This is a genomic window from Mesorhizobium sp. CA12 (assembly GCF_020165255.1).
Classification (GTDB): domain Bacteria; phylum Pseudomonadota; class Alphaproteobacteria; order Rhizobiales; family Rhizobiaceae; genus Mesorhizobium.
This window is the reverse complement of sequence record NZ_JAIUHT010000013.1, coordinates 180,700-197,248: the sequence shown is the minus strand read 5'-3', so window position 1 is coordinate 197,248 and position 16,549 is coordinate 180,700. Positions and strand designations below refer to the sequence as shown.

Below are 16,549 nucleotides of genomic sequence, written 5' to 3'. Positions count from 1 at the left end.
GTCGTTGGGGACGGGGAGGGTGGGGACTCGACCGGGCTTTCTTCCTGGGCGCGCCGCCGCGTCACGGCGACGTACCCGATCGCTTTGGCGCTTTAGCGGACGCTGGCGACCGCGTCGTCGCGGCCGTCGTTGATCGTCACCCAAACGCCCGAATTCTCCGTCGATTGACGCTTGAGGTAAGTGTAGACCGTGGCGTTCCAGGCGAGCACTTTCGGCTCGAGATTGTCGAGGATGAATTCGCCGAGGCTCGTGCGCACCGTCAGCACCGCATGGCCGTCGCCGTTCGGCTGGCGCACCACCGTCATCAGCAGATTGCCGGCTGGCACGCCCACGGCCATCAGCTCACGGCGCTTCTCCAGCGCGTAATCCTCGCAGTCGCCATAACCTTTGTCGGGATAGGCCCAGTATTCCTCGACACCGTAGATCTCCATGTCGGTGCGCGGCTTGACGCGGGTGTTGACCGTATTGTTGACGTTGACAATCGTCGCCCACAGCTTGCGCGTCAGCTCGACCGGCGAACCCTTCGGCGTCCGTTCATTGCATTCGACGGGAATGCGCTGGCAGAAATCGTAGTGACCGACCGGCTGGGTGGTGCGGCCACCCGTATGCATGAAAGCCGGTCCTGCGCTTGCCGTACCCCAGGCGGAAAGCTGCATCGCCATTGCCAAGAGCAACAGCTTGCCCCTCGTCATTTTCATTGTTGTAGTCTCCCCGTTTGCGGAGACTGTGCCACGTTGGGATTTATTTGACGCAAAAACCCGAAGTAGACATTGAGTAAAACGCCAGTAGAATAAACATAAAATTTGAACTACCGCGATTTCGGATTATTCAGATTTCGCCGGCTCGCGTGAGATCTAGATAGCGCTGGCGATCCGCGTCCGACCCGCCAAAATCAGGCAACAAAAAACCGGCCGCTACCGGCCGGCTCGCTTCGCGCTTGCGGTGCGGGTTTGCGTCAGGACCGCGGCGCGTTGAATTCCTGATCCAGAGTTTCCGGCCGCTGGATGACGGCGAATTCTATGGCGACGCCGTCCTCGAAATGGCGCACGATCTGGCCGCGCATCGTGCCTAACGTGACCTGGACGCCGATTGCCGGCTTGACATCGATCTCGATGGCAGCACCGGAGAGCGACAGGTCGATGATGCGGCACTGATACTGGCGCCCATCCGTGAGCTGGAGGACGCTCATCGGATTGCGCGGCGCCACGCGCTCGTGGCGGCGGTCCTCGGGCAGGTCGAGTTCATGCTTGTTGGCAAGCCAGGTGAGCTGCGCGGCAAGCTTGTCCTTCTTGCGCTCCGAGGCGATGACGGTCATGGCGAACCCGTCCTGCGACGTACGCGTCACGATGCCTTCGACACGACCGATATGGTCGATATAGGCGATAACCTTCTCGCCCGGCATGCCGATCCGGTCCGTGCGCAACGCAACGTTGCCGGGCGACATATCGATCACCTGGCAAGGATGCTCGGTGCGGTCTTCCAGCATGAAACGTCCGTAGATTTTGACGCGGACACGCTGGAAGTTGCGCCGCTCAGCTCGTGACGGCGCATATTCTACCGCCGCTGACCTCATGACTGCCTACACCCGGTTGGCATTCCGCGCGACGATGCGAGGAATTTCGCCCGAAAAGCTACAGCAAAGCAGGTTAACAAACGGGAAAAGTCGGCCGCAAAAGCCTGGGCCTGGAACACGCGCAGCGCTGAAAAATCTAGCGAGAGCGGCGGGAAACCTCACACGGCGGGGCTCACTCGTGACGCCCGCCGTCGAGGACGACGAGATGGCGGATGCGACGCACGCGGCCGAGCGCCGAAATGGTCTCCGGAGCATCGAATTCGGTCGGAACGAGCGAGGGGACGTCGATGGCCGGACGGTTCTTCAGGAACATCGGCTCCTTCTCGGGGTCTATCACCCGAATCGAATCGATGAGCGCGTCGGCGAGCGGGTCGGCACCAAGCCAGAACGGCTTGTCGGCGGTGCTGATGATGCCCAGGCAGCGCGGGTTCTCGGCGCCGCCGTCCAACGGCAGCGCCAAGAGCTCGAATTTGTTGGAGCGGCCGTTCCGGCTGAATCCCTCATAGGTCATGAGCAGAACCGACTTCTGATCGAAAACGCCCTGCATGAGCCGCGACACCAACCGTTGATCCTTCTCGCGCCAGAGCGAAGGGAAGGAGAAGCCCTTGAGCTCCCGGCCATAATAGGCGCAGAGCCTCGTGCCGGCCAGCCGGAACACCGCCTCGCCGCGCGTATCGCGCTCGAGGATGAAGGTGTCGGCCAGAAGCGACTTGATGTCCGCCGGCTCCACCTCCGATCGCTTCGGGGCAAGGCGGCCATCACGCAGCTGGTTCCAATATTGGAACAGCGCGATCGATCCTTTTTCGTTCATGTCCATCCTGCTCCGCACAACCTGTCTTTTGATGTCCCATCGGCGAACAGACAGGGCGCCCTCCGATGACCTTCATGCGGTGCGGAGCAGGATGCGTGCCAGTATCGTTAACGTTTGTTCACGCCTCGGGGTCGTTAAGGTTAACAAACGGTTTACATTGTGTGCCGCCGAGGCCTGTGGCACATCAAAACCACTCCAAAACGGTCGTTTCAGCAGCGATCGGCAGCACTTCAGTCACGAGTTTATGGGGAGCAGGGGGCTCGACCGGCCGTTCAGGGGGGACACCTGAACGGCCTTCTTTTTGATTCGGCCCTTGCTCTGATTCGCCTTTTTCTGCGCGGGCGCTGTGGCGATTAGCCGTTTGTGATTCCAAAGCGCGTGATCTACATGCTCGTCGAAAACGCCGAGTCCCGAACCTGCAAGGGTGCATGAGCGAGCCCGTAAACCCCACCGAAAACAAACCGTTGCCGGACGAGGCGCTCGAGCCGCGGCGGCGCGAACCTGTATTCAACCTGCCGCCGGTGGTGCTTGCCGTGATCGGCATTTGCGCGGTCGTCTATCTGCTGCAGCAATATGTGCTGAACGAAACGCAGCAAATGACGCTGCTCTATGACGGCGCCTTCATTCCGGTGCTGTACACCGGCCAATACGGCTTCGACTGGTTCTTGTTCACGCGCCCGTTCACCTATGCGTTCATGCATGGGGGCGTCGCCCATATCGCCATCAACATGATCTGGCTTGCAGCCTTCGGCTCGCCGCTCGCCAATCGTCTTGGCGCGCTACGTTTCGCAATGTTCTACGCTGTGACCGGACTGGCCTCGGTCGCTCTGTTCTGGGCACTGCATCCCTATGGCGAGATGCCGCTCGTCGGCGCATCGGGCGCGATCTCCGGGATGATGGGCGCGGCCGCGCGCTACGGCTTCCGCGTCGACCGTTCGTCGGGCCGGGGTGCCTTCGCCGGCGAGCCGCTGCCGGTCGCATCGGTGTTGCGTTCGCGCGGCGTCATGACCTTTCTTGGCGTTTGGATGGTGATCAATCTGGCCACGGGCCTGCTCGGCTTCGCGCCGGGCATCGACGGCCAGATCGCCTGGGAAGCCCATATTGGCGGCTTCGTCGCCGGCTTTTTCGGACTGCGTTTCTTCGACCGTCCACTGGCTGCCGCGTAGAGCATGATCCCGAGAAATGGGAACCGGTTTTCGGAGAAGATCATGCTCCAACAAGAGATAGGTGAGGATGGCGATTCAACGATACGCCTTCCTGATCTAGTCCTTAGGCGCACTTGAAATGCAACCAATCACGGCGCACGATGTTGCCCAAGCACCCAGTGTCTTCCTAAGGGCGCCGGGGGCGTCAAAGGCAGTGGAGGACGCCATGACGGTTAAGGCAATTCTTGAAAGCAAGGGCCATGACGTGTTCACGCTCGGCCCCAATGAAAAACTCAGCGAGGCCATTCGCATGCTGGCCGAGCACAGGATCGGCGCGCTCGTCATCACCAATGGCGATCGCAAGATCGTCGGCATTCTCTCGGAACGCGATATCGTCAGGGTCGTGGCCAAGGAGGGCGCCGCCGCGCTCGACATCGCCGTGCGCTCGGCGATGACGCCGAAGGTCAAGATCTGCAACGAAAACCACACCGTCAACGAGGTGATGGAGATCATGACGCGAGGCCGCTTCCGCCATCTGCCGGTGGAGAAAAACGGGCTGCTCGACGGCATCGTCTCCATCGGCGACGTGGTCAAGCGCCGCATCGAGGATGTCGAGCGCGAAGCCGAAGAGATCAGGGCCTATATCGCCACGGCCTGAAGCAAACGGAAGGTGCCGCCGGCGTTTCGTCCGGCGGCATTGGACATTAGCGATTGTCGAGCTCGGCGCGCACGAGCGCGAGCCCACGTCGGGTGATGCGGTAAGGACCGCCGTTCGTCGAGGAAACCGCCTTCTTGCGCCTCAACTTCCGAAAGAGTTCCAGGTCGAAGCCCGGATAGCGCCAGCCGTCGCGGGTCAGGCACAGGACCGAGGCGATCTTCCTGCTTTCGTTCTTTTCGATTTCGATGCGCCCGCCCTGCGCGAGCAGGTGCAGGATGCGCTGTTCCCCACAGCGCCGCGCGTCCACCGGGACTGAGCGTAAGTGGACATCCACTCTCCATTGGGAGTGGATGCTTTTAGGCGAAATTGGCGGAAAAGGCCAGTACGCGGCTTTGCGCTTGTCTCGCCGGGCGGTTTGCACTAGCGAAGTTGCGCAGCGAAATGTGCATTAATGCAATTCCGAGAATTCTAAGTCCGTAGGCCGCCATGAGCATCATCGACACCCGCACCCCCGACGCAAAACGCCTGATCCCCGGCGCCACCGGCGACTGGGAGATCATCATCGGGCTCGAAGTGCATGCGCAAGTGATCTCGGAGGCAAAACTCTTTTCCGGCGCCTCGACGTCGTTCGGCGGGGCGCCCAATGCCAATGTAAGCCTTGTCGATGCGGCGATGCCGGGCATGCTGCCGGTCATCAACGAGGAATGCGTCAAGCAGGCGATCCGCACAGGGCTCGGCCTGAAGGCCGCGATCAATCATAAATCGGTCTTCGACCGGAAGAACTATTTCTATCCGGACCTGCCGCAGGGCTACCAGATCTCGCAGTTCAAGCAGCCGATCGTCGGCGAGGGCAAGGTGATCGTCTCCGTCGGGCCCGACCGCCAGGGCGAGTTCGAGGATATCGAGGTGGGCATCGAGCGCCTGCATCTGGAACAGGATGCCGGCAAGTCGATGCATGACCAGCATGCGACCATGTCCTATGTCGACCTCAACCGTTCCGGCGTGGCGCTGATGGAGATCGTCTCCAAGCCCGACATCCGATCGGCCGACGAGGCCAAGGCATATGTGACGAAGCTGCGCACCATCATGCGCTATCTCGGCACATGCGACGGCAACATGGACGAAGGTTCGCTGCGCGCCGACGTCAACGTCTCGGTGCGCCGCCCGGGCGGCGCATTCGGCACACGCTGCGAAATCAAGAACGTCAACTCGATCCGCTTCATCGGCCAGGCGATCGAATCCGAGGCGCGCCGGCAGATCGCCATCCTCGAGGATGGTGGCAAGATCGACCAGGAGACCCGCCTGTTCGACCCGGTCAAGGGCGAGACGCGCTCGTTGCGCTCCAAGGAGGAGGCGCATGACTATCGCTATTTCCCGGATCCCGATCTTCTGCCGCTGGAATTCGACCAGGCCTATGTCGATGCGTTGGCGCAACACCTGCCCGAACTGCCCGACGACAAGAAGGCGCGGCTGATTTCGTCGCTTGGCCTGTCGACCTATGACGCCTCGGTGCTGGTGTCGGAAAAGCCGATTGCCGACTATTTCGAGAAGGTGGCATCCGGCCGCGACGGCAAGCTCGCCGCCAACTGGGTCATCAACGACCTGCTCGGCGCTCTCAACAAAGCCGGCAAAGACATTGAAAATGCTCCGCTTTCGCCAGAGCAGCTAGGCGCCGTCATCGACCTGATCAAGGAAGGCACCATCTCCGGGAAGATCGCCAAGGACCTGTTCGAGATCGTCTGGAACGAAGGCGGCGATCCGCGCCAGCTCGTCGAGAGCCGCGGCATGAAGCAGGTCACCGACACCGGCGCCATCGAGAAGGCCGTCGACGAGGTGATCGCCGCCAACCCCGACAAGGCCGAGCAGGCGCGCGCCAAGCAGACCATGGCCGGCTGGTTCGTCGGCCAGGTGATGAAGGCGACCGGCGGCAAGGCCAACCCGCAGGCGGTCAACGACCTCGTCAAGGCCAAGCTCGGCATCGAGGGCTAGCGATGTTCGTGCGGACGGCCAGCGAACGCGATCTCGCAGCCGTCCGAGCGTTGCTGGTCGAGACTTGGCATGTCACTTACGACGCCGTCTATGGCACCAAGCGGGTAACTGAAATCACGGATGACTGGCATTCGATCGCCTCGCTCAAGGCGCGGCTGGCCCGTCCGAATTCCGAGTTCCTGGTGGCTGACGACGGCAAGCGGCTCGGCGGCATGGCGTTCGCTGCCGCCACCACCGACCCGAAGATCGTCCTTTTGAACCAGCTTTACGTCCATCCGGCCTGCCAACGGCAGGGGATTGGCCAGTCGCTGCTCGATGAAGTTGAAGCCAGCTTTCCGGAGATGCATACGCTGCGCCTCGAGGTCGAAGAAGCAAATGCCGCGGCGATCGCCTTCTACGAGGCGAACGGGTTTCGCGCGACAGGCAGAACCGCCGATTGCGGCGGCAATTCGGGACTGCCCGCCCTCATCATGGAGAAGCGGCTCCGCTAGGTCGGCGGCGAGCCCCCATTCATCGCGCGGTTTTGATTTGATCGCGCCGACCCGCGTGGTCAAGGCTGCGCATCGCCGGTGTCCCGCTCTCCCACTAGCCAGAGGCGACGCCGGCAAATGGGGGATTGCCATGCCGAGCTTGCCTGAACTGATGCCGACCGAGGTGTCGGACGAGACTTTTGGCGGCGTGACCTATCACGTCGCCGGCGAACTTGTGCCGGTGCTGTCGGTCGATGTGACCAACATGCCGGTCTATTTCGAGCACCACATCCTGCTCTGGAAGAACACCGCTATCACCATCGGCCTGAAATCGCTGAAGGGCGCGCTGAAGCGCATGATCGCCGGCATGCAGATATTCGTCACCGAGGCGTCGGGGCCGGGCATCATCGCCTTCAGCCGCGACGGACCGGGCCATATCGTGCCGATCCATCTTCGGCGCGGCGAGGAGATCCAGGTGCGCGAGCACCAGTTCCTCGCCGCGACCGCCAGCGTCGACTACACGTTCGAGCGCGTGCGCGGGCTGGGAACGATGCTGTTTGGCCAGAGCGGCTTCTTCATCGACCGCTTCCGCGGCGAGACAGGCGACGGCATCGTCTGGCTGCACGGTTACGGCAATGTCTTCGAGAAGGTGCTGGCGCCCGGCGAGACCATCGACATCGAGCCGGGCGGCTGGCTGTTCAAGGACGCATCGGTAAAGATGGATACAAGGATCGACCGGCTTTCCAGCGGCTTCTTCGGCGCCGCCATGAATTTCGTCGTCAATCGCTTCACCGGGCCAGGCCGCGTCGGCATCCAGTCGATGTATCTGCATATGCCGTCGGAAGAGTAGGCGGCGCGCCTGGTCGAACGAAAGTCCGATCAGGCGGAGGGAATTTCCACATTGTCGATTAGGCGTGTCGTGCCGAGCCAGGCGGCCGCCAGCAGGCGGCCGTCGCGGTCTTTCCGCCAGGGGCTGAGCGTCGCGGCTTCGCGCGCGGCGACATAGTCGACCTTCTGGAACCCCGCGGAGACGAGGGCCTTCGCTGCGGCATCGGTGGCGCCGGTTTCATCCGCGCCGCCCGCAAGCGCCGCCGCGGTGCGGCGCAGGATCACGTTGAGCTCGCGTGCTATGCCGAGCTCGCCCTCGCCGAGATAGGCATTGCGCGACGACATGGCGAGGCCATGGACGTCGCGCACCGTCGGCGCGCCGACGATCTCGACCGGCAGGTCGAGGTCGCGGCAGAGCTGCCTGACGACGCAAAGCTGCTGGTAGTCCTTCTCGCCGAACACGGCGCAATCGGGCGCCGCCTGCAGGAAGAGTTTTGCTACCACGGTCGCGACGCCGTCGAAGAAACTCGGCCTGAAGTCGGTTTCCAGGCCGCGAGAGGGGCCGCCCACCGAGATCTTCGTGGCGAAGCCGGCGGGGTACATTTCGTTTACGCCCGGCGTGAAGGCGAGATGCGCACCCGCATCCCGCAGCCGGTCGAGATCGTGCGCCAGCTGGCGTGGGTATTTGTCGAGATCCTCCGTCGGCGCGAACTGGGCCGGGTTGACAAAGATCGAGACGACGCAGCGATCGGCCCGTTCGAGCGCGATCCTGACCAGTGAGATATGGCCATCATGCAGCGCACCCATGGTCGGCACCATGGCGACCTTCAGGCCGGCCTGTCGCCAGTTCCTGACCTGTGTCCGAAGCGCGGCGACGCTGTCGACGACGATTGGCGCGTTCATGTGTCGTCCTTGCCGGATGCTGTCGTGAAGACGTGGTCGGGGCCAGGAAAGGCACGGCTGCGCACCTCGGCGGCATAGCGGGCCGCCGCATCCGCGATCATGCTGCGCAAGTCGGCGTATTCCTTGACGAATTTCGGCACGCGGTCGACGGTCATGCCGACCATGTCGTCGATCACCAGGATCTGGCCGTCGCAGTCGGCACTGGCGCCGATGCCGATGGTCGGTATGGAAATGTGACGGGTAAGCTTCGCAGCCACGGCCTCCATCGTGCCCTCGATGACCACCGAGAAGGCACCGGCTTTTTCCACCGCCTCTGCATCGCGCAAGAGCGCTGCGATGTTGTCGTCTGTCCGGCCCTTGATCTTGTAGCCGCCGTCCTTCTCCACCGATTGCGGCTGCAGGCCGATATGACCCATGACCGGTATTCCTTCGGCGACGATCGCCGCGATCTGGGCTGCCATGTCGACGCCGCCCTCAAGCTTCACGGCCTGGCAGCCTGTTTCCCCGACGATGCGCCGCGCCAAAGCGACGGCCTGGGCGGCCGACGTCTCGTAGCTGCCCGCAGGCATGTCGACCACCACGCAGGCCATGGCCGAGCCGCGCATCACAGCCTGGCCGTGCGCGATCATCATCTCCAACGAGGCGCCGAGCGTGGTGGCGTGGCCGTGCAGAACCATGGCGACGCTGTCGCCGACCAGCAGCAGGTCGACATGCGGATCGAGCAGGCGGGCGACCGGATAGGTGTAGGCGGTAAGGCAAACGATCGGCACGCCGCCCTTGCGGCGGCGAATGTCTTCGGCGCTGATCCGGCTGTCGGCGGACGGATCCCGGCTCAATCGTCACCTCCTCAAGGCGTGCCCGGAACGGGCGGGCCGAGCTTTAGAAAGACAGGCGGCGCTTGGCAAGCCGTACTGCCGCCGGCAGGACAACTGCATCGATTAATGCATGTCGCCCAGAAGTGTGGAGCGGTTCTGGGATGACGACATGCATCAAGACAAGAACGCATGGGGCATTTCCATTCGGGGTGTGGCAAAGCCCTTGCCTTCGTTGTGACGTGACGCCATAAGCAGGGGAAAGGCGCAGCCGCTGCCGCCGCGAGGATTTGGATGAAGACTTTCCTGCTGCAGTTTTTCACCTGGTGGAACAGCCAGACGCTCGGCACCCGCTTCCACACCTGGCGCTTCGGCAAGCGGGTCGGCGAGGACGAAGCCGGCAACGTCTATTACGAGGGCGGCATCGATTCGGAAGGCCGCACGCGCCGGTGGGTCATCTATCGCGACTACTCGGAAGCCTCGAAGATCCCGCCGGGCTGGCATGGTTGGATCCACCACCGCGTCGACACCGCTCCCTCCAGCGAGAGCTACAAGGCGCGCGAGTGGCAGAAGGAGCATCGGCCGAACCTGACCGGAACGCCCGGCGCCTATCGTCCGCAGGGTTCCATCCTGACCAACCAGCATCGCCCGCAGGTGACCGGCGACTACGACGCCTGGACGCCGGGGTCGTAATCCCTCGGATTGTAATCCAAGAGGCCGCTTCGGTCCGTTATCGCCACAATTGGCATTTAGCTGCTTGCTGACTGCGCAGCCATGACTAGCCTTGGGCGTTGAGAGAATCACCCGGGCGCAACCACCGGTATTTTGCATGAGCTCTTTCGGCAACATCTCAAAGGCGCTGATCGCGGCGACGTCCGTTCTGCTTGCCTCGACTGCGGTGTTCGCCGCCGCGCAGGCGCCGGCCGCTGCACCTGCGGCCTCCGACCGCATCACCAATCCGGTGGCCGCGTTCGCCGGCATAGACAAGATCACCGGCCGCATCATCACCTTCGACGTCTATATCGACGAGACCGTTCAGTTCGGCGCTTTGCAGGTGACGCCTCGCGTCTGCTATTCGCGGCCGGACACGGAGCAGCCGAAGACCGATTCCTTCGTCGAGGTCGACGAGATCACGCTCGACCGCAAGATCCGCCGCATCTTCACCGGCTGGATGTTTGCCGAAAGCCCTGGCCTCAACGCCGTCGAGCACGCCGTCTATGACGTCTGGCTCAAGGGCTGCAAGCAGAAGTCGGACGTGCCGCCGCCGACCGCGGCCAAGGCCGACACAGGCAAGCCGAAGACCGAAGCCGCCAAGCCCAGGGCTGCGGCGCAGCCGGCGGACGCCGCCTCCGAACCGACTGACGCGGCGCCGGCACCGGACGACACGACCGACACGAACTGATCTCGGAACCTGCCCGTCTTTGAGCCGTTCCAGATCGGCGACAGGCGAGGAGGATTCTGCGATGACCACCAGATCGATCACGGCCAACAAGCAGGAGCTTCTCGATATCGAGAAGGGCTTTTGGACAGGCGATTCCGCTTACTATGAAGCCAATGCCGATGTGGATTGCCTGGTGGCGTTCCCGCAGATGGCGCAGGCGATGACCAATGCCGATCTCGCAAAGACCGCCGCCAAGCCCAACAGATGGCGCGACCTCGACATCAAGTTGAAGGGCATGGTCGAGCCCGGCAGCGACATCGTCATGCTGACTTACGAGGCGCGCGCGACGCGCGAGAACGGCGAATCCTATGCTGCCCTCGTCAGCACCGGCTATGTCCATCGCGCCGACGGCTGGAAGATGATGTTCCATTCGCAAACGCCGATCGAGGCGGCAGCGCGGGCTCAAGGATAGAAGACGGCCTCGCCCTTCAGCGCCTCTGCGAGCAGCTTCTCATACTGGCCGCGCGGCACGTCGACAGCGCCGAAGCGCTTCAAATGCTCGGTCGTGAACTGCGTGTCGAGCAGCGCGAAGCCGCGCGCCCTCAGCCGCTCGACGAGATGGTAGAGACAGGTCTTCGACGCGTCGGTCTCCCTGGCGAACATGCTTTCGCCGAAGAACACGCGTCCGAGCGAGACGCCATAGAGGCCGCCGACCAGCCGTTCCTCGCGCCATGCTTCGACCGAATGGCAGTGGCCCAGGCGATAGAGCTCGACATAGGCTTCGCGGATCGGCGCGTTGATCCAGGTCGAGCGGCGCTCCTCGCGCTTTTCGGCGCAGCCGTCGATCGTCGCCTCGAAATCGAAGTCGTAGCGGATCTCGAACGGATGCTTGCGGATCGTCTTCTTCAGGCTGCGCGGTGTGTGGAATCCGTCCAGCGGAATGATGCCGCGCGTTTCCGGCCGCACCCAGAACACTTCCGGGTCGTTGGCGCTCTCGGCCATCGGGAAGACACCGGAAGCGTAAGCCCGAAGCAGCAGGTCGGTCGGAATGCGATAGCCTGGTGCGTAGGGGCGGGTCATCGCATCCCCGTGCTATTCACCCTTGGCCAGGTATTTTTCCAGCCAGTGGATGTCGTAGTCGCCATTGGCGATGTCGGGATTGCCGACCAGGTCGCGGAACAGCGGCAGCGTCGTCTTGATGCCGTCGACGACGAATTCGTCGAGCGCGCGGCGCAGCCGCATCATGCATTCGACGCGGTTGCGGCCATGCACGATCAGCTTGCCGATCAGGCTGTCGTAATAGGGCGGGATTTTGTAGCCCGAATAGACGCCGGAATCGACACGGATGCCGAGGCCGCCGGGCGTATGGAAATGCGTGATCGTGCCGGGCGAGGGCGTGAAGGTGCGCGGATCCTCGGCGTTGATACGGCACTCGATGGCATGGCCGTTGAACTTGATGTCTTCCTGCTTGACCGACAGCCCGCCGCCCGAGGCGACGCGGATCTGCTCATGCACGAGGTCGATGCCGGTGATCGCTTCGGTCACCGGATGCTCGACCTGAAGACGCGTGTTCATCTCGATGAAATAGAACTCGCCATTCTCGTAGAGGAACTCGATCGTGCCGGCGCCCGAATAGCCGAGATCGGCGATAGCCCTGGCGCAGATGCCGCCGATGCGCGAACGCTCCTCGGCATTGAGCGCGGGGGAATTGGCTTCCTCCCAGACCTTCTGGTGGCGCCGCTGCAGCGAGCAGTCGCGCTCGCCGAAATGCACGCCTCGGCCGGCCCCGTCGCCGAACACCTGCACCTCGATATGGCGCGGCTTCTGCAGATATTTCTCGATATAGACGGCGTCGTCGCCGAAGGCCGCCCCCGCTTCCGACTTGGCCGTCTGCAAGGCGACTTCGAGGTCCGCCTCGGTGTGCGCCACCTTCATCCCGCGGCCGCCGCCGCCGGCGGAGGCCTTGATGATCACCGGATAGCCGATCTCGGCGGCGACGCGCTTGGCTTCCTTCTCTTCGCTGATCGCGCCATCGGATCCAGGCACGACGGGGATGCCGAGACGCTTCGCCGTGCGCTTGGCCTCGATCTTGTCGCCCATGACGCGGATATGGTCGCCTGACGGGCCAATGAAGGTGATGTTGTGGGCCGCTAGGATGTCGGCGAACTTGGCGTTCTCCGACAGGAAGCCGTAGCCCGGATGCACGGCATCTGCGCCGGTGATCTCGCAGGCGGCGACGATCTGGTGGATGTTGAGATAGCTTTCGCGGGACGGCGGTGGGCCGATGCAGACGCTCTCGTCGGCAAGCCGCACATGCATGGCGTCGGAATCCGCGGTCGAGTGGACCACCACCGTCTGGATGCCGAGCTCCTTGCAGGCGCGCAGCACCCGGAGCGCGATTTCGCCGCGATTGGCGATGAGGATTTTCTGGAACATCTCCTGATTGTTCCCGGCTCTACTCAAGAACCACCAGCGGCATTCCGTATTCGACCGGCTGGGCATCCTCGATGAGGATCGCCGTCACCGTGCCGGCACGCGGCGAGGGGATCTGGTTCATCGTCTTCATCGCTTCGATGATGAGCAGCGTCTGGCCTTCCTTGACCTTCTGGCCGACCTCGATGAACGCCTTGGCGTCGGGTGAGGGTGCCAGATAGGCGGTGCCGACCATCGGCGAGGGCACTGCGTTCTTGGACATATCGGCGGCCGCGGCTGCCGTTGCTGGCTGAGCCGCGGCGGTGGCCGGAGCCGCGGCGGGCGCCGGCAGCGCCGCTGCAACCGCATGGACGGCCTGCGCCTGGCGCGAGACGCGCACCTTGAGGTTGCCGAGCTCGACCTCGATCTCGGTCAGATTGGTGTCGTTCAGAATGCCCGCCAGGTCGCGGATCAGCTGCTGGTCAACACCGTTCTTTTTTATCGACATTTTCGAGCCTTCTGTTTGGGGGTCGGTCACAGGCGTGCCGCCAGTGCCTGCAGCGCGAGCGTGTAGCCGAGCGGCCCGAACCCGCAGATCATGCCGACAGCGACCGGCGCGACCATGGAGACGTGGCGGAAGGGCTCCCGCGCGTGGATGTTGGAAAGATGGACTTCCGCGACGGGCAGCGGTGCTGCGGCGCGGATGGCGTCATGGATGGCGATCGATGTGTGGCTGTAGGCGCCTGGGTTGATGACGATGCCTGCCGCCTTCTCGCTGGCTTCCTGGATCCAGTCGACCAGATCGCCCTCATGGTTGGATTGGCGAAAATCGATCTCGAGCCCGAGCGCGGCGCCGGCCGCCTTGCAGTCCTCGGCGACGGCCGCAAGCGTCTTGCCGCCATAAATCCCCGGCTCGCGCTTGCCGAGCGCATTGAGATTGGGACCGTTGAGGACGAAAATCGTTTTCAATATGCCGACCTTGTTCTGCGCCGACCCCAAGCCGGCGCACTGGGCCTCTATAATGGGCATAGCCGCCCGCGAAAAGAGCGCAAGTGCGTTCTTTCGCTGTCCACAGCGGCCGGCTTTTACACCGCGGGCGCGCCTAGAGCGCGCTTTTTGCCTCTTCGATCTTTTCCGCCAGAACCTGCTGGCCGAGCGCTCCGAAGATCACCTCGTTGCCGACGACATAGGACGGCGTGCCGGTGATCGACAGTTTCGTCGCAAGATCATAGGTGCGCGAGAGCGTTTCGGCGATGCGCGGGTCCTTCATCTTCTCGCGCAGCGCTGCCTCGTCGGCGCCGAGCGAAAGCGCCACTTTGATCGCGGTCGCCTCGGTGGCGCGACCCTGGCCGCCGAGCAGCGCGGTGTGGAACTCACGATACTTCTCCGGATGCATCAGGTGGAACGCCATGGAGACGACGCTGGCCTTCTGCGAATCCGGGCTGAGGATCGGGAACTCCTTGAGTACGAAGCGCAGATCCGGATCGGACTTGGTCAGCGCCTGCATGTCCTCGATGGCGCGTTTGCAGAAGCCGCAATTGTAATCGTAGAACTCGACGATCGTGACCTTGCCTTTCGGGTTGCCGACGACGCCGTCGAAGGTCGAGTTGAAGATCTCGTCCTTGGAGTTCTTGATGACGCCGAGCGCCGCGAGCCGCTGCTCTTCCTTCTGCTTGGCCTCGAGCGCGTCCTGCACCTCGAGCAAAACTTCCGGATTCTTCAAGAGATAATCGCGGATGATGCCTTCGACCTCCTTGCGATCGATGTTGGTATCGGCGGAGGCCTTGGTATCGGTGGAAGACGTGACCTGGGCGACTTGCACGCTGTCGGCCCTCGCGGGCTGCGGGTTTCCCGCCATGAAGCCGAAAGCCAGCATGCCGAGCGCCACCGCCAGACCGCCGGCGCTGCCAAGCAGGATTGCCTTGTTCATATCGTCGTTCCTTTTGCCGGTTCCGGTCCGCCTTGGTCGCCGCCAGGGCCCGGGAGGTTCATTTGAGTTTGTTCGATGGCGTGTAGTTTATAATATCCTGCGCACGGACCCAGCGGGGTTCGCCGCGCTTCAATTTCTGTTGAGCGCGCATGGCGAAGATCTTAGCGTTTTTGTAGTCGCCCGCATAATAGTGACCCTCGGCGGTGGCAAGGTCGGCAGCCGGTATGTCGCCGAGCTCGCCATATGCCTGCGCCAGAAAACGATAAGCTTCGGAATTCTCCCTGTCCCGCGCGACCCCGTTGTTGAGCTGCGTGACAGCCTTTTTCAGCGAATCGGGCGTGCCGACCGCCATCAGCGACTGGCCGACCGAAACCAGCAGCAGGCCGGAGCGCGCGGGATCGAGGCTGGCCGCCTTGGCGTAGGCGTCCGCCGCGTCCTTCGGCTTGTTGACCTTCATCAGGATGTCGCCGCGCAGTTCGTGGAAATAGGGGTTCTTCGGTTGTTCCTTGATCAGCGCCGCCGTCTTGGCAAGCGCCGCGCCCGGATTGCCGTAAAGATAGGTCTGCTGCGCGTCGCCGTAACGCGAGGCGAGGCTGGTCGGGTTCTTGCGCATCAGCCGCGCGACGGCTGCCTGGCCCTGCATATAAGCCGCGATCTTGATGCGCATCATGTCGTGCCGCTGCTGCAGTGCCGGCGGGTCGACAGCGTTGACGAAGGGGCTTTGCTTGACGAGGACTTCGAGGTTGGCGATGCGCTCCTGCGGCATCGGATGGCTGATCCGGTAGGGATCGACCTGGGTGCCGGCGAGCGAAAGCGCGCTCTGGAAGCGGGCGAAGGTCTTCAGCATGCCCATGCCGGACTGGCCGGTGGCGTTCAGATAGGTGATCGCCGAACGGTCGGCGGTGATCTCTTCGGTGCGCTGATAGGCCAGGATCGAGCGCTGCGCCATCTCGCCACCGCCGGCGGCCACCCCCATGCCGGCGCCGGCAAGACCGCGGCTGTTGGTGGTGGCGCCGGCCACCATGGCGCCGGCGCCGAGCAGCGTGGCGATGATGGCCATGGTCTTGGCGCGGTCGAGCTGGTCGCGCAATTTCTCCTGGTGGCCGCCGGCGATATGGCCGGCCTCGTGCGCGATAACGCCGATGATCTCGTTCGGCGTTTCGGCGGTCACCAGTGCGCCGGTGTTGATGAACAGCCGCCGCCCGGTGACGAAGGCGTTGAAACTCTGGTCGTTGACCAGAACGATGTCGATGCCGTCATTGGCAAGCCCCGCCGCCTTGAAGATCGGCCGGGCATAATCGCGCACCAGCGCCTCGATCTCGGCGTCGCGCACCACCGGCACGCCCTGCGCGAAGGCGCTGACCGAGCTCGATAAAGCAACGGTGGCGGCCAGCAGAATCGTCGCGAAGCCGCGCGCGGCTCGGCTGAGTGAGGTCGCTTTGCCAATTAACGGTCGGGGTCGGCTCAACATAGGTCCACTGGTAGACGAGCGGGCGAAAGATGAAAAGTCGGCGCCGGCAACTTCCTGCGCGCTTGTGATCCCCACATCAATCGGGCATTTGTGCGGCGCTGTCCCGTAACTAGGGCAGTTAGGGCAAGTCTGCTCTGGCTTGCGTCCAGAATTCGCCCAAATAGAG

The 16,549-nt window shown here is 63.2% G+C and carries 20 protein-coding genes; 8 read left to right on the top strand and 12 right to left on the bottom strand.

The window, feature by feature from the left end; genetic code table 11:
- Window positions 1-92: 92 nt before the first annotated feature.
- The 3 genes from LB520_RS21625 to LB520_RS21615 form a co-directional block, all read right to left on the bottom strand.
- Complete coding sequence (locus tag LB520_RS21625) at window positions 93-698, bottom strand: transglutaminase-like cysteine peptidase (RefSeq protein WP_224639085.1); 606 nt, start codon at window positions 696-698, stop codon at window positions 93-95.
- A 257-nt stretch (window positions 699-955) separates the two neighbouring features.
- Window positions 956-1,573: a PilZ domain-containing protein gene (locus LB520_RS21620; protein ID WP_095767620.1), complete on the bottom strand. Its 618-nt coding sequence runs from the start codon at window positions 1,571-1,573 to the stop codon at window positions 956-958.
- A 172-nt stretch (window positions 1,574-1,745) separates the two neighbouring features.
- A complete protein-coding gene (locus tag LB520_RS21615; protein WP_224532340.1) occupies window positions 1,746-2,384 on the bottom strand; it encodes a PAS domain-containing protein in 639 nt (212 codons plus the stop codon).
- A gap of 428 nt (window positions 2,385-2,812) precedes the next feature.
- On the opposite strand from LB520_RS21615, the gene LB520_RS21610 reads away from it, so the two are divergent.
- Window positions 2,813-3,550 carry a rhomboid family intramembrane serine protease gene (locus tag LB520_RS21610; protein WP_224532341.1) on the top strand — a complete coding sequence of 246 codons (738 nt, stop codon included), beginning with the start codon at window positions 2,813-2,815 and terminating at the stop codon, window positions 3,548-3,550.
- A 205-nt stretch (window positions 3,551-3,755) separates the two neighbouring features.
- Window positions 3,756-4,187 (top strand): CBS domain-containing protein, encoded by a 432-nt coding sequence (locus tag LB520_RS21605; protein ID WP_040983461.1) that lies wholly within the window; start codon window positions 3,756-3,758, stop codon window positions 4,185-4,187.
- 46 nt (window positions 4,188-4,233) lie between these two features.
- Here the strand turns inward: LB520_RS21605 and LB520_RS21600 are convergent, their stop codons facing one another.
- Complete coding sequence (locus LB520_RS21600) at window positions 4,234-4,494, bottom strand: YjhX family toxin (RefSeq protein WP_224639083.1); 261 nt, start codon at window positions 4,492-4,494, stop codon at window positions 4,234-4,236.
- Between the two features lie 179 nt (window positions 4,495-4,673).
- Between LB520_RS21600 and gatB the strand changes: the two genes are divergently transcribed.
- From gatB to LB520_RS21585, 3 genes are all read left to right on the top strand, one after another.
- Entirely contained in the window at window positions 4,674-6,176 is a 1,503-nt protein-coding gene (gene gatB / locus LB520_RS21595) for an Asp-tRNA(Asn)/Glu-tRNA(Gln) amidotransferase subunit GatB (RefSeq protein ID WP_224639082.1), read from the top strand.
- Between the two features lie 2 nt (window positions 6,177-6,178).
- The gene (locus LB520_RS21590) at window positions 6,179-6,667 is read left to right on the top strand and encodes a GNAT family N-acetyltransferase (protein ID WP_224639080.1); all 489 of its coding nucleotides are present in this window, start codon (window positions 6,179-6,181) and stop codon (window positions 6,665-6,667) included.
- 130 nt (window positions 6,668-6,797) lie between these two features.
- Window positions 6,798-7,496: an AIM24 family protein gene (locus LB520_RS21585; protein WP_140541352.1), complete on the top strand. Its 699-nt coding sequence runs from the start codon at window positions 6,798-6,800 to the stop codon at window positions 7,494-7,496.
- Window positions 7,497-7,525: 29 nt separating this feature from the next.
- Here LB520_RS21585 and panC read toward each other — a convergent pair whose 3' ends face one another.
- Window positions 7,526-8,377: a pantoate--beta-alanine ligase gene (panC, locus tag LB520_RS21580; RefSeq protein WP_224639078.1), complete on the bottom strand. Its 852-nt coding sequence runs from the start codon at window positions 8,375-8,377 to the stop codon at window positions 7,526-7,528.
- A complete protein-coding gene (gene panB / locus LB520_RS21575; RefSeq protein WP_224639076.1) occupies window positions 8,374-9,213 on the bottom strand; it encodes a 3-methyl-2-oxobutanoate hydroxymethyltransferase in 840 nt (279 codons plus the stop codon). Before panB ends, panC begins: the two co-directional genes overlap by 4 nt.
- A 270-nt stretch (window positions 9,214-9,483) precedes the next feature.
- On the opposite strand from panB, the gene LB520_RS21570 reads away from it, so the two are divergent.
- The 3 genes from LB520_RS21570 to LB520_RS21560 all read left to right on the top strand — a co-directional run bounded on the left by LB520_RS21570 (window position 9,484) and on the right by LB520_RS21560 (window position 11,042).
- Window positions 9,484-9,882 (top strand): NADH:ubiquinone oxidoreductase subunit NDUFA12, encoded by a 399-nt coding sequence (locus tag LB520_RS21570; RefSeq protein WP_095767613.1) that lies wholly within the window; start codon window positions 9,484-9,486, stop codon window positions 9,880-9,882.
- Between the two features lie 136 nt (window positions 9,883-10,018).
- A complete protein-coding gene (locus LB520_RS21565; protein WP_224639066.1) occupies window positions 10,019-10,591 on the top strand; it encodes a DUF2155 domain-containing protein in 573 nt (190 codons plus the stop codon).
- A 61-nt stretch (window positions 10,592-10,652) separates the two neighbouring features.
- Window positions 10,653-11,042, top strand: coding sequence for a hypothetical protein (locus LB520_RS21560; RefSeq protein ID WP_095767611.1), 390 nt, complete (start codon window positions 10,653-10,655; stop codon window positions 11,040-11,042).
- Here the strand turns inward: LB520_RS21560 and aat are convergent.
- From aat to LB520_RS21530, 6 genes are all read right to left on the bottom strand, one after another.
- On the bottom strand, window positions 11,033-11,650 hold the full coding sequence (gene aat, locus LB520_RS21555) for a leucyl/phenylalanyl-tRNA--protein transferase (RefSeq protein ID WP_224608871.1): 618 nt from the start codon (window positions 11,648-11,650) through the stop codon (window positions 11,033-11,035). The genes LB520_RS21560 and aat overlap by 10 nt on opposite strands.
- A 12-nt stretch (window positions 11,651-11,662) precedes the next feature.
- Window positions 11,663-13,006: an acetyl-CoA carboxylase biotin carboxylase subunit gene (gene accC, locus LB520_RS21550; RefSeq protein ID WP_224532345.1), complete on the bottom strand. Its 1,344-nt coding sequence runs from the start codon at window positions 13,004-13,006 to the stop codon at window positions 11,663-11,665.
- A gap of 19 nt (window positions 13,007-13,025) precedes the next feature.
- Window positions 13,026-13,490 carry an acetyl-CoA carboxylase biotin carboxyl carrier protein gene (accB, locus tag LB520_RS21545; RefSeq protein ID WP_224639065.1) on the bottom strand — a complete coding sequence of 155 codons (465 nt, stop codon included), beginning with the start codon at window positions 13,488-13,490 and terminating at the stop codon, window positions 13,026-13,028.
- Between the two features lie 26 nt (window positions 13,491-13,516).
- The gene (gene aroQ / locus LB520_RS21540) at window positions 13,517-13,951 is read right to left on the bottom strand and encodes a type II 3-dehydroquinate dehydratase (protein ID WP_224639093.1); all 435 of its coding nucleotides are present in this window, start codon (window positions 13,949-13,951) and stop codon (window positions 13,517-13,519) included.
- Window positions 13,952-14,084: 133 nt separating this feature from the next.
- A complete protein-coding gene (locus LB520_RS21535) occupies window positions 14,085-14,912 on the bottom strand; it encodes a DsbA family protein (protein ID WP_224639063.1) in 828 nt (275 codons plus the stop codon).
- Between the two features lie 58 nt (window positions 14,913-14,970).
- A complete protein-coding gene (locus tag LB520_RS21530; RefSeq protein WP_224639060.1) occupies window positions 14,971-16,383 on the bottom strand; it encodes a M48 family metalloprotease in 1,413 nt (470 codons plus the stop codon).
- Between the last annotated feature and the right edge of the window lie 166 nt (window positions 16,384-16,549).

Bases quoted from the DNA above. Each gene is read 5' to 3' on its own strand.
- aat (WP_224608871.1), bottom strand. From the start codon at position 11,650: ATGACCCGCCCCTACGCACCAGGCTATCGCATTCCGACCGACCTGCTG.
- LB520_RS21530 (WP_224639060.1), bottom strand. From the start codon at position 16,383: ATGTTGAGCCGACCCCGACCGTTAATTGGCAAAGCGACCTCACTCAGC.
- LB520_RS21610 (WP_224532341.1), top strand. From the start codon at position 2,813: ATGAGCGAGCCCGTAAACCCCACCGAAAACAAACCGTTGCCGGACGAG.
- LB520_RS21585 (WP_140541352.1), top strand. From the start codon at position 6,798: ATGCCGAGCTTGCCTGAACTGATGCCGACCGAGGTGTCGGACGAGACT.
- LB520_RS21605 (WP_040983461.1), top strand. From the start codon at position 3,756: ATGACGGTTAAGGCAATTCTTGAAAGCAAGGGCCATGACGTGTTCACG.
- accB (WP_224639065.1), bottom strand. From the start codon at position 13,490: ATGTCGATAAAAAAGAACGGTGTTGACCAGCAGCTGATCCGCGACCTG.
- LB520_RS21570 (WP_095767613.1), top strand. From the start codon at position 9,484: ATGAAGACTTTCCTGCTGCAGTTTTTCACCTGGTGGAACAGCCAGACG.
- LB520_RS21560 (WP_095767611.1), top strand. From the start codon at position 10,653: ATGACCACCAGATCGATCACGGCCAACAAGCAGGAGCTTCTCGATATC.
- LB520_RS21615 (WP_224532340.1), bottom strand. From the start codon at position 2,384: ATGAACGAAAAAGGATCGATCGCGCTGTTCCAATATTGGAACCAGCTG.
- LB520_RS21535 (WP_224639063.1), bottom strand. From the start codon at position 14,912: ATGAACAAGGCAATCCTGCTTGGCAGCGCCGGCGGTCTGGCGGTGGCG.
- LB520_RS21620 (WP_095767620.1), bottom strand. From the start codon at position 1,573: ATGAGGTCAGCGGCGGTAGAATATGCGCCGTCACGAGCTGAGCGGCGC.
- accC (WP_224532345.1), bottom strand. From the start codon at position 13,006: ATGTTCCAGAAAATCCTCATCGCCAATCGCGGCGAAATCGCGCTCCGG.
- gatB (WP_224639082.1), top strand. From the start codon at position 4,674: ATGAGCATCATCGACACCCGCACCCCCGACGCAAAACGCCTGATCCCC.
- LB520_RS21590 (WP_224639080.1), top strand. From the start codon at position 6,179: ATGTTCGTGCGGACGGCCAGCGAACGCGATCTCGCAGCCGTCCGAGCG.
- LB520_RS21565 (WP_224639066.1), top strand. From the start codon at position 10,019: ATGAGCTCTTTCGGCAACATCTCAAAGGCGCTGATCGCGGCGACGTCC.
- LB520_RS21625 (WP_224639085.1), bottom strand. From the start codon at position 698: ATGAAAATGACGAGGGGCAAGCTGTTGCTCTTGGCAATGGCGATGCAG.
- panC (WP_224639078.1), bottom strand. From the start codon at position 8,377: ATGAACGCGCCAATCGTCGTCGACAGCGTCGCCGCGCTTCGGACACAG.